General features: G+C 70.5%; 12 protein-coding genes. 6 read left to right on the top strand and 6 right to left on the bottom strand.

Annotated elements, in window-relative coordinates:
* Positions 1-67 precede the first annotated feature (67 nt).
* Both ABD357_RS26715 and ABD357_RS26710 read left to right on the top strand, forming a co-directional pair.
* Positions 68-1615 carry an amino acid permease gene (locus ABD357_RS26715; protein WP_344393520.1) on the top strand — a complete coding sequence of 516 codons (1548 nt, stop codon included), beginning with the start codon at positions 68-70 and terminating at the stop codon, positions 1613-1615.
* Positions 1616-1619: 4 nt separating this feature from the next.
* Positions 1620-2564, top strand: coding sequence for an RluA family pseudouridine synthase (locus ABD357_RS26710; RefSeq protein WP_344393519.1), 945 nt, complete (start codon positions 1620-1622; stop codon positions 2562-2564).
* A gap of 21 nt (positions 2565-2585) precedes the next feature.
* Here the strand turns inward: ABD357_RS26710 and ABD357_RS26705 are convergent, their stop codons facing one another.
* The 6 genes from ABD357_RS26705 to ABD357_RS26680 all read right to left on the bottom strand — a co-directional run bounded on the left by ABD357_RS26705 (position 2586) and on the right by ABD357_RS26680 (position 8177).
* The gene (locus tag ABD357_RS26705; RefSeq protein WP_425585019.1) at positions 2586-4085 is read right to left on the bottom strand and encodes a cytochrome P450; all 1500 of its coding nucleotides are present in this window, start codon (positions 4083-4085) and stop codon (positions 2586-2588) included.
* 100 nt (positions 4086-4185) lie between these two features.
* Positions 4186-4806 carry a GTP-binding protein gene (locus ABD357_RS26700; RefSeq protein ID WP_344393517.1) on the bottom strand — a complete coding sequence of 207 codons (621 nt, stop codon included), beginning with the start codon at positions 4804-4806 and terminating at the stop codon, positions 4186-4188.
* The gene (locus ABD357_RS26695) at positions 4787-5215 is read right to left on the bottom strand and encodes a DUF742 domain-containing protein (RefSeq protein WP_344393516.1); all 429 of its coding nucleotides are present in this window, start codon (positions 5213-5215) and stop codon (positions 4787-4789) included. The genes ABD357_RS26700 and ABD357_RS26695 overlap by 20 nt, the downstream gene beginning before the upstream one ends.
* Positions 5212-5619, bottom strand: coding sequence for a roadblock/LC7 domain-containing protein (locus tag ABD357_RS26690; RefSeq protein ID WP_344393515.1), 408 nt, complete (start codon positions 5617-5619; stop codon positions 5212-5214). The genes ABD357_RS26695 and ABD357_RS26690 overlap by 4 nt, the downstream gene beginning before the upstream one ends.
* Positions 5616-7256: a sensor histidine kinase gene (locus tag ABD357_RS26685; RefSeq protein ID WP_344393514.1), complete on the bottom strand. Its 1641-nt coding sequence runs from the start codon at positions 7254-7256 to the stop codon at positions 5616-5618. Before ABD357_RS26685 ends, ABD357_RS26690 begins: the two co-directional genes overlap by 4 nt.
* Before the next feature lie 297 nt (positions 7257-7553).
* Complete coding sequence (locus tag ABD357_RS26680) at positions 7554-8177, bottom strand: TetR/AcrR family transcriptional regulator (protein ID WP_344393512.1); 624 nt, start codon at positions 8175-8177, stop codon at positions 7554-7556.
* Between the two features lie 191 nt (positions 8178-8368).
* Here ABD357_RS26680 and ABD357_RS26675 point away from each other — a divergent pair, with 191 nt between their 5' ends.
* The 4 genes from ABD357_RS26675 (at position 8369) to atzF (ending at position 15193) form a co-directional block, all read left to right on the top strand.
* A complete protein-coding gene (locus ABD357_RS26675) occupies positions 8369-9193 on the top strand; it encodes an urea amidolyase associated protein UAAP1 (protein WP_344393510.1) in 825 nt (274 codons plus the stop codon).
* The gene (locus ABD357_RS26670; protein ID WP_344393509.1) at positions 9190-9801 is read left to right on the top strand and encodes an urea amidolyase associated protein UAAP2; all 612 of its coding nucleotides are present in this window, start codon (positions 9190-9192) and stop codon (positions 9799-9801) included. Before ABD357_RS26675 ends, ABD357_RS26670 begins: the two co-directional genes overlap by 4 nt.
* A complete protein-coding gene (gene uca, locus ABD357_RS26665) occupies positions 9798-13397 on the top strand; it encodes an urea carboxylase (RefSeq protein ID WP_344393507.1) in 3600 nt (1199 codons plus the stop codon). The genes ABD357_RS26670 and uca overlap by 4 nt, the downstream gene beginning before the upstream one ends.
* Before the next feature lie 116 nt (positions 13398-13513).
* The gene (gene atzF, locus ABD357_RS26660) at positions 13514-15193 is read left to right on the top strand and encodes an allophanate hydrolase (RefSeq protein ID WP_344393506.1); all 1680 of its coding nucleotides are present in this window, start codon (positions 13514-13516) and stop codon (positions 15191-15193) included.
* Positions 15194-15216 lie beyond the last annotated feature (23 nt).

Raw genomic sequence — 15216 nt, 5'->3', positions numbered from 1 at the left:
GCAGCCCCCGTTCCGTCCGCCCCTTCCGTCCCCATTTCGCTCCCCTGTGCCGAAGGCAGGTGCCACCGTGACGACAACCGCCCCGTCCGACGTCCACTCCGAGCCACCGGGCTCCCCCGACGACGGCTCTCTCGCCGAGTTCGGCTACCGCCAGGAACTGCATCGCAGCCTGGGCCGCTATGCCTCGTTCGCCGCCGGGTTCTCCTTCATCTCGGTGCTGACGACCGTCTTCCAGTTCTTCGCGTTCGGCTACACCTTCGGCGGCCCGGTGTTCTTCTGGACCTGGCCGGCCGTGCTGATCGGCCAGTTGCTGGTCGCCGCCTGCTTCGCGGAACTCGCCGCGCGCTATCCGATCTCCGGCGCCATCTATCAGTGGTCGTCCCGCCTCTCCAACCTCACCTTCGGCTGGTTCGCCGGCTGGATCATGGTGATCGGGCAGATCGTGGTGGTCGCCGCCGCGGCGCTCGCCCTGCAGATGGTGCTGCCCGCGATCTGGTCCGGCTTCCAGCTGATCGGCGACGACCCGGCGCCGACGTCGGCGAGCGGCGCGGCCAACGCGGCGGTGTTCGGGGTGCTCCTGCTGGTCCTGACGACCTTCGTGAACGTCATCGACATCCGCGTGATGTCCCTGATCAACCGCGTAGGCGTCACCGCCGAGATCATCGGTGCCGTCCTGATCATCGTGCTCCTGCTCACCCACTCCGAGCGCTCTCCCGGCATCACCTTCCACACCGGAACGGCCGCCCAGTCGGGCCTGTTCGGGGCGCTTCTGGTGGGTTCGTTCGCGGCGGCGTACGTGATGATCGGCTTCGACAGCGCGGGTGAGATGAGCGAGGAGACGCATCATCCGCGACGTACCGCGCCCCGTACGATCCTCACCGCGCTCGGTGCGGCGGGCCTGCTCGGCGGCCTGATCATCCTCGGCGGTCTGCTGGCCGCGCCCAGCCTGACCGACGGCCGGCTCGGCGTCGAAGGCCTGAGTTACGTCCTGACCAGCAGCCTCGGCGACGGGGTGGGCCGGCTGCTGCTCGCCGACGTGGTGGTGGCCATCGCGGTGGCGACCCTCGCGATCCAGACGGCGGCCTCCCGCATGCTCTTCTCGATGGCCCGCGACGGCCAGCTGCCGTTCTCCCGACGGCTCGCGAAGGTCAACCCGCGCACCGGAATGCCGAGCGCGCCCGCCCTGGTCGTCGGTGTCCTCGCCGCGGCCCTTCTGCTCCTCAACTTCGCCTCGCCTGAGGCGTTCCTGGCCATCGGCACCACCTGCATCGTGATGCTCTACCTCGCGTACGCGATGGTGACCGGACCGCTGCTCTGGCAACGCTTGCGTGGCAACTTCGCCGCCGAAGGAGCCGCAGGCACCGACGAGACCGGCCGCCCGTACTTCTCCCTCGGCCGCTGGGGCGCCCCCGTCAACGCGCTCGCCCTGTTCTACGGCCTGTTCATGACGGTCAACCTCGCCTGGCCCCGCGCGGAGGTGTACGACCCGGCGGGCGGGCACTGGTACTTCCAGTGGTTCACCGTGCTGTTCCTCGGCGTGACACTCGTCCTCGGGGGCGCGTACCGGGTGTACAAGGCGCGTACGACGGTCGCGGAGACCGCTGCGTACGCTTGACCAGGTGAGACGCAGAAACCGCATTCCGCCCGCTCCCCTGCCGCAGCGCGAAGGGGTGGATCCGGTGCGGGTGCGGTTGCCGGTCGACGGGGCGTGGGGCACCGTGCGGGAGCATCTGGTGGAGCGGCTCGCGGCGGGGGCCGGGGTGATCGACGGGATGCTCGACGCGGGGCTGATCATCGGGGCGGACGGGCGGCCGGTGTCGTCGGACGCGGCGTATGAGCCGGGGATGTTCGTGTGGTTCCACCGGGAGCTGCCCGACGAGGTGCCGGTGCCGTTCGACCTCGAGGTGGTGTATCGCGACGAGCACATCGTCGTGGCCGACAAGCCGCACTTCCTGGCCACGACGCCGCGCGGCAGTCATGTCGCCGAGACGGCCCTCGCGCGGCTGAGGCGGGAGCTGGGCATGGCGACGCTCACGGCGGCGCACCGGCTCGACCGGCTCACGGCCGGCCTTGTGCTGTTCACGGTGCGGCCCGAGGAACGCGGCGCGTATCAGTCGCTGTTCCGCGACCGCCTCGTACGCAAGGAGTACGAGGCGGTGGCGCCGTACCGGGAGTCCCTGGTGCTGCCCCTGACCGTGCGCAGCCGGATCGAGAAGGAGCGCGGGGTGATGGCCGCCCGCGAGGTGCCGGGCGAGCCGAACGCCGAGACCCGGGTCGAGCTGGTCGAGCACCGGGACGGACGCGCACGCTACCGGCTACTGCCCCGCACCGGGCAGACCCACCAGCTGCGGGTGCACATGAACGCACTGGGTGTGCCGATCCTCGGCGACCCGCTCTACCCGGTGGTGACCGGACCGGTGCCGGCCGGTGATTTCCGGCGTCCGCTCCAACTGCTGGCGCGGGCGCTGGACTTCACCGATCCGGTCACCGGACACAGCCACTCGTTCGTGAGCGGCCGGACGCTGGGGGCGTGGTCCGCGTACGAGAACTGGGACCGTCAGTGACGCCCCGTCAGCAGCGCCCCGTCAGTAGCCGCGCCACCAGCGCACGAAACGCTGCCAGGCGCCGAGGCGGCGCTCCGGTCCTGCGGGCGGAGCCGCGGACTCGGGCTGGGGAGTCGCGGGCTGCGGTGCCGTGACGGGTTCGGGCGTCGGGGCGGGCGTGGTGACCTGCCAGTCCGTACGCGGCTGCTGCTCGGCGGGATGTACGCCGGGCTGTTGCATGTCGTCCTGCGGCGGCTTCGCCATGAATGTCACCGGCAGCTCCACGAGGTGCCGGGAGGAGATGGACGCGGTCCAGCGCAACTCGTGTTCCTCGCAGGCGAGTTGGACATCCGGCAGCCGCATCAGGAGCCTGTCGACGCCGACGTCGGCGATGGCACGGCCGATGTCCTGGCCCGGGCATTCGTGCGGACCGCCGCCGAAGGCGAGGTGCGAGCGGTTGCCCTGCATGTTCGCAGTGAGGTCCGGGCGGACGCGCGGGTCGACGTTGCCCGGTGCCATCCCGAGCAGCAGCCCGTCGCCCTTGCGGATGCGCTGACCGCCCAACTCGGTTTCCTGCTTGGCGAAGTAGCCCAGGACGGCGCTGAACGGCGGCTCGTCCCACAGGGACTGCTCGACCGCCTCGGGCACCGTCATCTGGCCGCCGTTGAGCTGGGCGCGGAAACGGGGGTCGGTGAGCACCATGCGCAGCACGTTGGCGATGAGGTTGGCTGTGGCCTCGTACGCGGCGATCAGTACGAGGCGCAGGTGCTGAGCCACCTCGTCGTCGGTGAGCCCTGCCGGGTGCCTGACGAGGTGGCTGGTGAAGTCTTCCTGGGGCTGGGCACGACGGCGGATGGTGAGCCGGTTCAGGGCGCCCATCACGTACTCGTTGCTGGCGATCGCGGTCTCGGTGCCCCTGATCATGTCGCGGGCGGCGTGCACCATGCGGTCGTTGTACTCCTCGGGCATGCCGAGGATCTCGCACAGCACGGCCATCGGGAGGTGCTCGGCGAACTGGCTGACCAGGTCGGCGCTGCCCTCCTCGCAGAAGCGGTTGACCAGGCGCTGTGTCGCGCGGTTGATGTAGCGGCGGATGCCGCGGTGGTCGATCGTCGACATGGCGCCCACGACCGCCCCGCGCAGCCGCAGATGCTCGTCGCCCTCGGCCATGGCGCAGATGGGCTGCCAGGCGAAGAGGGGCATGAGCGGGTGGTCCGGGCCCGCTGTGCCGTCCCGGACGGGGTTCCAGATGCGGCTGTCCCGGGTGTACTGCGAGGGGGTGCGGACCATGTGCAGGTTCTCGGTGTGGCCGAGCACCACCCAGATCGGCACGTCGTTGTGGAGCAGCGCGGGGGCGACGTTGCCGTGTTCGGCGCGGAGTTTCTCGTACAGGGCTCCCAGGTCCTCCGCCTCGGGGCCGTACAGGCGGCGCAGTCCGCCGGGGCCCGTGCCGTGGGCCGGGCAGCCCGGCGGCGGGCCGGGCGTGGGGTCGTACATACCGGGGTCGTCCATACCGGTTCGGGAGTGGAATTCAGGCGTCACGGTGGTCGCTTTCGAAGCTGGGGTCGAATTCGAGGCGGGGTCGATTCGAAGCTGTGGTTGAAGCTGAAGTGGGGCCGTTGTCCGGGCAGTTGGCGGGCGGTCAGGCGGACGCGGAGGCCATGGCGATCGAGTGCAGGAAGCGCATCAGGGTCATCAGCACGTCACGGCTGGACGCCCTGCGGCGCGCGTCGCACTTCACGATGGGGATCTCCTCGGGAAGGTCGAGCGCGGCGCGCAGGTCCTCCATGGGGTAACGGGGCGCGTCCGGGAAGTCGTTGACGGCGACGACGAACGGGACCCCGCGCTCCTCCAGGCGGCCGATGACGTCGAAGCTGACTTCCAGGCGCCGGGTGTCGATCAGTACGACCGCGCCCAGGGCGCCCTCGAACAGCCCGTTCCACAGGAACCAGAAGCGCTCCTGGCCGGGGGTGCCGAACAGGTACAGCACCAGCTGTTCGGTGATGCTGATGCGGCCGAAGTCCATGGCCACGGTGGTGGCCGTCTTGCTGTCCGAGCCATAGTTGTCGTCGACTCCGACGCCTGCCTGCGTCATGGTCTCTTCCGTGGTCAGCGGCCTGATCTCGCTGACGGAACCCACCATGGTCGTCTTGCCGACGCCGAAACCACCCACGATCACGATCTTCACGGCGGCCTGCGCCGTGTGTGGAAGATGGTCCTCGGCGCGAGGGCCCGTGATGGTGTCAGAGCTTTTGAAGTCCATGCATCACCGCTTCGAGGAGGGAACGGTCGGGCAGCTCCGAGCGGACGATCGGGGCGCGCGCCTGTACCAGTTCTGCCGTCAGCAACTCGGTCAGCAGTACGGTCACCACGCTGAACGGCAGATTGAGATAGGCCGATATCTCGGCCACGGACAGAGGGGTCCTGCAGAGCCGCAGCAGGGCCGACTGCTCCGGCTGGGCGGTGGGCGGCGGCGCGTCGTCACTCGCCACGATCAGGGTCACCAGGTCGAGCTGGGCGCGATCGCCTTCCTCGACCTGGCCGGTGAGGATGTACAGCCTCCCCGGGTTCGCCTCGCCCTGCCCGTCTCCTGCTGCCGGCTCCGGCATCTTCTCGGGACTGTGCTCCGGCGGTTCCTTGGGGAAGCGCCGTCGTCGTTGCGGAGGAGTCATACGGCCGTCCCGTTCCGCCGGGGCGGACTCGTCAGGTGGGCACCGATCCGTACGACGAGGTCGCGCATGCGGTTGCTCATGAGCCCGGCGTCGACGGTCTCGTCGGCGAGGACGGCGAGATAGGCGCCCGGGCCCGCGGCCATCATGTAGAAGTAGCCGCCGTGGATCTCAATGATCACCATCCGCATCCGTCCGTCGGTGTCGGGGATCTCGGTGGCGACGGCCGCGGCGAGGCTCTGCAGTCCGGCGCAGGCCGCGGCGATGCGGTCGGCGGCGTCGGGGTCACCGCCGTACCGGGCGATGCGCAGGCCGTCGGCAGAGAGCACGACGACCTGCCGGGTCCCGTGCACCCCGTCGGACAGCTCCTTGAGCATCCAGTCGAAGTTGGCTCGCTGCTGGATCACTTGTGGTCCCCCTCGTCGTCGGCCTCGGCAGTGGCCGGAGTGTTCGTCGCGCCCGGTGTCTTGTCCTGGCCGTCCTGGTCAGCCTGGTCGGCGGGCCCGCCCTTGAGTCCGGCCATGAACGCCTCGACCCACAGGCCGGGTTCGGGTTCGTCCTTCTTCGGCTCGGGCTGCGCCGCGGTGGAGGAACGGGACCAGTCGATGACGGGACGGCCTTCCTTGCGCGCGGCCTCCGCCTCCGCCTCGGCCGCCCGGGCCTCGGCGATCCGCTGGCTGTACGGGATCTTGACGCGGCTGCGGCGCTGCGGCAGACCGTTCGCCGTCCACTCAGTGACCTCGGGGACGTCGTCCTCCATCTCGGCGACGGAGTCGGGGATGCGGGGGCCGGTGGTGGGACGGCGCCGCTTGGGCTTGCGCTCCGGTCCCTCGACACCGCCGAAGTCCACCTTGGGCACGGAGGAGGCGCCGATGCCGTGCGCGAGGCCGGGGGCGGGGGCGGTTTCCTCGGTGAGCATGTCGCGGGGCACGACGATCACGGCACGGACACCGCCGTACGCGGACTGCCGCAGCGAGACCTGCATCTTGTACATCTGCGTGAGGCGGCCCACGACAGCCATGCCGAGCCGCGGGCTGTCGCCGAGGTCGTTGAGGTCGATGCCGACCTGGGCCTTCTCGAGCATGCCCTCGGCCCGGCGGCGCGCCTCCTCGCTGAGGCTGACGCCGGCGTCCTCGATCTCGATGGCGACACCGGTCTGCACCTCGACGGCCGTGACGTGCACCTTGGTCTGCGGCGGCGAGTAGCGCGTGGCGTTGTCCAGGAGTTCCGCGGCGGCGTGGATGACCGGTTCGACCGACGGGCCGTTGACGTTGACCTTGGCGATGGAGTGCAGCTCGATGCGCCGGTACTCCAGGATCCGGGACATGGCACCGCGCAGCACGCTGTAGAGCGGTACGGGCTTAGGCCATACGCGGCCCGGGCGGGAGCCGCCGAGTACGGCGATGGAGTCGGCGAGGCGGCCGATCAGCGCAGTGCCGTGGTCGATGCGCAGCAGGTCGTCGAAGACCTCGGGGTTGCGCCCGTGGTCCTCCTCCATCTCGCGCAGTTCCTTGTTCTGCTGGTGGACAATCGCCTGGACGCGCCGGGCGATATTGACGAATGCGCGCTGCGAGGAGTCGCGCATCGCTTCCTCGTGGTCCACGATGCGCAGCAGGATGCGCAGCAACTCGCGCTGGGATTCGGGGAGTTCCCGGACGGCCGGGTCCGCATCGGCGGTTTTGCGGATCGCCACATCGGGGGAATCTCCACTGCGAAGCCGGTACAGCGCGGCGGGCAGCAGCTCCTTGCCGAGGTGGAAGATCTCGTCGTCCTGGGCGGCGATGCGCTGTTCCAAGTAGGCCGTCCGGCACGCGAGTTCGGCGCGGACGGCTCGGACGAGTCTGCCGCGGCGGACGGCTTCGGCGACGGTCGCGATCACCAGGAGTGTCGCGATGCCTCCGCACCAGCCGACGGCGACCCGGGCCGGTTCCGTGACAACGGCGACGGCGGCTCCGGATGCCGCGGCCATCAGTATGGCCGGCAACAACAGCACTCGGGCGTAAGGAAGTTCACGGCCAACGGGAGGCGATTGAACACTCACCATGTGTGCCCTCTAAGACAAATCGGCTGGGGATCTGGGGGGAGTTCTCATGACTTTCAGAACATTGGGGAACAAGCGCACGAATACACCGCAACTCGGTGCGCCGCGGGCGAGCTTAGTCCGACCGGATCATCGCCAAGTCATATTCGGCAAGCACCTGAAATCGCCCGCGCGACAGGAGTACGCTCGGCCCCATTTATACGCTCGGGCACGTTTCGAACACCGTGCGTCACCGCGTACGGGTGCACGAAAACCCTCATCAGAAGGGGTGAGACCCGGCCCGCCGAGGCGAATTCCGGCTCAGATTCCCGCGATCCGCAGCGCCGCATCCGCGGTGGCTTCGGCGAAGGCCGAGGCGGGCCGCTCGGGGTCGGAGCGGTGGACCAGAATGACGCCTTCGATCAGTCCGAACACCAGATCCGTCCGCAGATCCAGCTCACTCTTGGCGAGCGCGCCGCCCGCCTCGGTCGCGGCGATCAACTGCCGGTAGGCATCCTTGAGTTCGGCCCGTACGGCATGGAAGCCGGCAAAGCGTTCGGCGCGCACCTCGGGCAGCAGATAGAGCCCACCGAGATTGTGCGGACCGCCGCAGAGCAGCTGGACATCCGTGCGGCACAGGTCCCACAGCCGGTCCTCGGCCGGGGTCCGGTCCTCGGCGAGGAGCTCCCGGGCGAAGGCCAGCGACGGCGTGACGGTGGACTCCAGGAGCTCGGCGAGCAGTTCCTCCTTGCCGGAGACGTAGTGGTACATGGACGCCTGGCGCATGCCCGCCCGCTCGGCGACGGCCCGGGTGGTCGTGGCCGCGTACCCGCGCGTCGTGAACAACTCCGCGGCGGCGGCAAGCAGTTCGTCACGCGCCGAGAGACCGCTGTCCGGTCGCCGCTCGGCCCGTGGCCTGCCCACTCGTCGTCCGCTGGTACCCATGCCTTCGATCGTCGCACACGGGCCCATACGGCGATCTCGGTGAGACATCGGTAACCGGGCGGCAACGCCCGGGCAACGGCGCCGACCCGCCCGGCTCCTAATTTCTGTCGGGCGACAGAAATGACGTACCGACAAGACGTACCGACATGACGTACCGACACGACCGCCCCTGCCGAGCCGGAGGTCCCGCGATGGCGACAGCGACCACGTACGGAGCCCGGGCGCACGCCCGCGCACAAGAAGGCACCCGCGCCGAGGCGATGCCGGTCGTCCCGGCGAGCGCCTGGCCCGCACCGCCCTGCGAGGCGGGCCATCTGGTGTGGGCGGAAACGGTGGCTGGCGGCAACTACACGCACAGGGTGCTGGCCCGCGGCACGGAACTGCGGCTGACCGACCTCAGAGGCGAAGCCTGTGCGCATCTGCTCCTTTTCGCCGCCGACCGGCCCTGGGAGCGCCTGAACGTGGCGGACACGGTCAAGATCCAGTGGAACGCCTACGTCGGCGAGAACCGGCTGCTCCTCTCCGACCAGGGCCGGGTCCTCGCCTCGGTGATCGCCGACACATCCGGTCGGCACGACGCGCTGTGCGGCACCTCCACCCTCGTACGGAACACGCAGCGGTACGGGGACGGAACGCCGCAGTCCGCGTCCCCGGCCGGGCGTGAGCTGTTCAAGCTGGCCGCCGCGAAGAACGGTCTCGCACCCCGGGATCTCCCTCCGTCCCTGTCCTTCTTCCAGGGCGTGGAGGTACGCGACGACGGCGCCCTCGACTTCACCGGCTCGGCCGGACCGGGCGCGAGCGTGACGCTCCGGGCCGAGCAGGACGTCACGGTGCTGCTCGCCAATGTGCCCCACCCGGCCGACCCGCGCGCCGACTACACCAGCACCCCGCTGGAGGTGCTGGCCTGGCGCGCCGAGGCCACCCCACCCGGCGACCCGCTGTGGGAGGCCTCCCCCGAGGGCCGCCGTGCCTTCCTCAACACCGCCGAATTCCTTGCCGCGAGGGGGCTCGCATGACCGTCACCACAACCGTCGTCCCGGCCCGCTCCGCCTGGTCCGCCATCGTGCGGAGCGGCGAGACGCTCACCATCACCGACCTGCACGGCAACCAGGCCGTCGACTTCCTCGCGTACGACGCCCATGACACGGCCGTCCGCTACAGCGCGCCCGACACGATCCACGCCCAGGGCAACATCTTCCTGACCACCGGCAGCGTGCTCATGTCCAACGAGCACACCCCGCTGATGACCGTGGTCGAGGACGAGGTCGGCCGCCACGACACGGTGGGCGGTGCCTGCTCCAAGGAATCGAACACCCTGCGCTACGGCCACCACACCTGGTCGCAGCACGCGTGCGTCGACAACTTCCTCGCGGAGGGCGCCAAGTACGGCCTCGGGAAGCGCGATCTCGTCTCGAACATCAACTGGTACATGAACGTGCCGGTCGAGAAGGACGGCACCCTCGGCATCGTCGACGGTCTCTCCGCCCCGGGCCTGAAGCTGACGCTGCGCGCCGAGCGGGACGTACTCGTCCTGGTCTCCAACTGCCCGCAGATCAACAACCCTTGCAACGGCTTCGAGCCGACGGCCGTGGAGATGACCATCTCTGAGGCGGGCGCTCGATGAGCGACGGGGAAACGGCCTTCGACACGCTTCTCGTCGCCAACCGGGGCGAGATCGCGGCCCGGATCCTGCGGACAGCACGGGAGTTGGGCCTGCGTACGGTCGCGGTGTACTCCGACGCCGACCGCTCGGCACCCCATGTGCGCCTGGCCGACACAGCCGTCCGGCTGGGCCCGGCGCCCGCCAAGGAGTCGTATCTCGACGCCGATCTCGTCCTGAAGGCGGCGAAGGACACGGGTGCCGGAGCGATCCACCCGGGCTACGGCTTTCTCTCCGAGGACGCGGCGTTCGCGCGGCGCTGCGAGGACGCCGGAATCGTGTTCGTGGGCCCGACGCCGGAGCAGCTGGAGCTGTTCGGGGCAAAGCACACGGCCCGGGCGGCAGCGGAGGCGGCCGGGGTGCCGCTGGCTCCGGGCACGGGCCTGCTCGCCTCGGTGGACGAGGCTCTGGTGGCCGCGGACCGCATCGGCTACCCGGTGATGCTCAAGGCGACGGGTGGCGGGGGCGGTATCGGGATGTCGGCATGTCGCTCCGCCGATGAGCTGACCGAGGCCTGGGACCGGGTGCAGCGCGTCGCCGCGGCCTCCTTCTCCTCGGCCGGGGTGTTCCTGGAGCGGCTCGTCGAACACGCCCGTCATGTCGAGGTGCAGGTCTTCGGCGACGGCGCGGGCCGCGTCGTCACCTTCGGCGACCGCGACTGCTCGCTCCAGCGCCGCAACCAGAAGGTGGTGGAGGAGGCACCAGCACCCGGGCTCCCCGCGCACGTACGCGAGCAACTGGCAACCGTTGCCCGGGACTTGTGCGCCTCGGTCGACTACCGCTCCGCCGGAACCGTCGAGTTCGTGTACGACGCGGTGCACAAGGAGGCGTACTTCCTGGAGGTCAACACCCGGCTCCAGGTGGAGCATCCGGTCACCGAGGAGATCTATGGCGTCGACCTCGTCGCGTGGATGCTGCGTCTGGCGCGCGGGGACTTCGATGTCGTACGAGACGCTGGGGCGCCGCGCGGTCATGCTGTCGAGGCCCGCGTGTACGCCGAGGACCCCTCGCGTGAACACCGCCCCAGCGCGGGCCTGTTGACCCGGGTCGAATTCCCGCCTGGCGTACGCGTGGACGGCTGGGTCGAAACGGGCACCGAGGTCACCACGTCGTACGACCCCATGCTCGCGAAGATCGTCGCGTACGGCTCCGACCGTGCGCAGGCTCTGGCACGGCTGGACGAGGCGCTGGCCGCGACCCGCGTCGACGGCATCGAGACGAACCTGGGGCTGGTGCGGGCGGCGCTCGCGTCGGACGACTTCCGGACGGCCTCGCACTCGACGGCGACGCTCGCGGGCGTGAGCGACCCCACGCCGCGTATCGAGGTCGTCTCCGGCGGGACGCTGACGACGGTCCAGGACTGGCCGGGGCGTACCGGCTACTGGCAGGTGGGCGTGCCGCCGTGCGGGCCGATGGACGACCTGTCGTTCCGGCTCGGCAACCGGGCGCTGGGCAACGACGAGGGGGCGCCCGGCCTCGAATGCACCTTGCGGGGACCGTCCTTGAGGTTCACGCACGCGACGACGGTGTGTGTCACGGGTGCTCCGGCGGCGGTGACGGTCGACGGCGGGGCGGTCTCGCAGTGGGAGCCGGTGACGGTTCCGGCTGGGGCCGTGCTGGAGATCGGCACTCCTGCCGAGCACGGCCTGCGGACGTACGTACTCTTCGCGGGCGGCCTGGATGTCCCGGCGTTCCTGGGGAGCGCCTCGACCTTCACGCTGGGCCGGTTCGGCGGCCACGGCGGGCGGGCGCTGCGGACCGGGGACGTGCTGCACGGGGGCGCGATCGCGTCCTCCGGGACGGTGGTGCCGGAGGGCGAGCGGCCCGTGTTCGGCGCCGTATGGCAGGTGGGCGCGCTCGAAGGCCCGCACGCCGCACCGGAGTTCTTCACCGAGGAGGACATCCACGACTTCTACGCGGCCGGCTGGAAGGTGCACTTCAACTCGGCACGCACGGGTGTACGGCTGGTCGGTCCGAAGCCCCGCTGGGCCCGCACCGACGGCGGCGAGGCGGGCCTGCACCCCTCCAACATCCACGACACCCCGTACTCGGTCGGCGCCGTCGACTACACGGGCGACATGCCGGTCCTGCTCGGTCCCGACGGCCCCTCGCTCGGCGGGTTCGTGTGCCCGGCGACAGTCCTCAGCGCGGAGCGCTGGAAGCTCGGCCAGCTGCGTCCCGGGGACACCGTGCGCTTCGTACCGGTGGACGATGGGGGTCCCCCCGCTCATGGGGGTCCCCCCGCTCGAGCGAAGCCGAGAGTGGGGGAGGAGCCGAGAGCGGGGGAGGGTGCGGCGCGGCCCGCGATCGTGGACGGAGGCGTGCTGGCGCGGGACGGCGACGTGACGTACCGGCGCAGCGGCGACGACCATCTGCTGGTCGAATTCGGTCCCATGCAGCTGGACCTGGCGCTGCGTATGCGGGTGCACGCCCTGATGGAGGCGGTGGCAAAGGCCCGCCTCGACGGAGTCACCGACCTCACGCCGGGCATCCGCTCCCTCCAGATCCAGACGGATCCACGCCGCCTCCCTCAACGCCAACTCCTCACGGCGGTACGGTCGTTGGTGGCCACGCTGCCCTCGACGGATCAACTGGTCGTGCCGTCCCGCACCGTCCACCTCCCCCTGTCCTGGGACGACCCGGCGACCCGCGAGGCGATCGCCCGCTATATGGCGGGTGTCCGCGACGACGCGCCCTGGTGCCCCTGGAACATCGAGTTCATCCGCCGGGTCAACGGCCTGGACTCGGTGGAGGACGTGTACCGGACTGTCTTCGACGCCGAGTACCTGGTCCTCGGCCTGGGCGATGTGTACCTGGGCGCTCCGGTGGCCACACCGCTGGACCCCCGCCACCGCCTGGTCACGACGAAGTACAACCCGGCCCGCACCTGGACCGCCGAGAACTCGGTCGGCATCGGCGGCGCGTACCTCTGCGTCTACGGCATGGAGGGCCCCGGCGGCTACCAGTTCGTCGGCCGCACGACCCAGGTCTGGTCCGGCTGGCAGCAACGCGGCGCCTTCGAACCCGGCTCCCCCTGGCTGCTGCGCTTCTTCGACCGCATCAAGTGGTACCCGGTGACCCCGGACGAACTGCTGGAACTACGGGCCGACATCATCTCGGGCCGCTTCGTGCCACAGATCGAGGAGGGCGTCTTCTCACTCGCCGAGCACGAGGCGTTCCTGACCGAGAACGCCGGCTCGATCGCCGAGTTCAGGACCCGCCAGGGCGCAGCCTTCGCGGCGGAACGGGACGCCTGGGAGGCATCGGGCGAGTTCACCAGGGCGGAGACGGCCTCGGCTCCGGCACCAGCCCGGCCGGAGGTGACGGTCCCACCGGGCGGCCACCTGGTGGAGGCCGAGTTCGCCGCGTCGGTCTGGCAGCTGAACGTCGCCCAGGGCGACGAGGTGACCATGGGCCAGCCGCTCCTCGCCCTGGAAGCCATGAAGATGGAGTCAAGGGTGCACGCACCGATGGACGGCATGGTGACACAGATCCTCACCAAGCCGGGCGCCCAGGTGGAACCGGGCACGGCCCTACTGGTGCTGGCGCCCACGAGCTGACTCCGCCCGGGCAGGCGCCCCGCCCGTCTGTGAGCAGGCGTTCCGCAGGGCGGAACGGGTGGGCACAGACGGCCACCGGGCCGCACCCGACAACGAAACCCCACCAAGGAGCACAGATGTCGCCCCAGACCTCGGCCCACACCCTGACCCGCGTCCGCATGGCATACGCACGCATCGGGGCCGCGAACCGCCCCGAGGTCTGGGTCGACCTGCGCCCCCAGAACGAGGTGGAAGAGGAAGCCCGAGCCATAGACGCCCGCCTCGCCGCAGGCGAACACCTCCCCCTCGCAGGGCGACTGTTCGCAGCGAAGGGCAACATCGACGTAGCCGGACTGCCCACAACCGCCGGCTGCCCTCCCTACGCGTACCAGCCGGAGGCAGACGCCCCAGCGGTCGCCCGCCTACGCGCGGCAGGCGCGATAGTCCTCGGCACCACGAACCTGGACCAGTTCGCCACAGGCCTCGTAGGCACCCGCTCCCCCCACGGCGCGGTGCGGGGCGCCATCGCCCCGCAGAGAATCAGCGGCGGCTCCAGCTCCGGCTCAGCCGTAGCGGTAGCGCTCGGCATCGTCGACTTCGCGCTGGGCACGGACACCGCGGGCAGCGGCCGCGTCCCCGCCGCATTCAACGGAATCGTCGGCCTGAAACCCACCCGAGGCCTCGTCCCCACGCAAGGCGTGGTCCCGGCCTGCGCCTCCCTGGACTGCGTAACGGTCTTCGCCCGCACCCTCCCGGAGGCGGAACAGGCCCTCGCCCACATGACCGCCCCACCCGCCCGAGAACTCCCCGCACTCCGCCAGCGCACCCCGGGCCCCTGGCGCATAGCCGTCCCGCCCCGGGACCAGCTCGGCGAAATGGACGAGGGCTGGCCCAGTGCATACGAGGCAGCCGTGACCCAACTACGTGCCGCAGGCGCCGAGTTGCGCACCATGGACCTCGCCCCCTTCACGGAGGCCGCCACGATGCTCTACGAAGGCGCCTTCGTGGCCGAGCGCTACACAGCCGTAGGAAGCTTCGTCGACAAGTTGCTCTCCGAGGGCGGCGACGGCCTCGATCCCACGGTCGCCGGAATCATCACCCGGGCCCGGGACATCCCGGCGCACCAGCTCTTCGCCGACCAGGACCGCCTGACAGCCCTGCGCGCCCGCGCTCTGGAGTCACTCGGTGACGCGGACGCCCTGCTTCTGCCGACAGCTCCCGGCCATCCCACCCTCGCCGAGGTGGCCGCCGACCCGCTGGGCACGAACGCCCGCCTCGGCCGCTTCACCAACTCCACCAACCTCTTCGACCTGGCCGCAGTCGCCGTCCCTGCGGGCCAGGTGGCGGGGCTCCCCTTCGGCGTCATGCTGATCGGCCCCGCGTTCACCGACGAACGTCTCGCCCGCATCGCCCGAACCCTGGAAGCGCCGCCCGTCCGGCTCGCCGTGCTCGGCGCGCACCTGTCGGACCAGCCCCTGAACGGGCAACTCCTCGCGTTGGGCGGCCAGTTGGAACGTACGACCAAGACCGCCCCCGTCTACCGGCTGCACGCCCTGACCACCGACCCGCCCAAGCCGGGCCTGGTCCACGACGGCGCGAACGGAGCCGCGATCGAGGCCGAGGTCTGGCGACTGCCCGCCGAGGGTCTCGGCCGCCTCACCGCCGCGCTGCCCCGGCCGATGACGCTGGGCCGGGTCACGCTGGCCGACGGCAGTGACGTACCGGGATTCCTGTGCGAGCCGGACGCGCTCGACGATGCACGGGACATCACGGAGTACGGGGGCTGGCGCGCGTACCTGGAGTCGCTCAGCGTCTGACGCGAGGGAGGCCGGTGCCGGCA

The organism is Streptomyces vastus, from assembly GCF_039532825.1.
Classification (GTDB): domain Bacteria; phylum Actinomycetota; class Actinomycetes; order Streptomycetales; family Streptomycetaceae; genus Streptomyces; species Streptomyces vastus.
The sequence above is the reverse complement of the archived record's forward strand: the minus strand, read 5'-3'. Positions and strand labels throughout refer to the sequence as shown.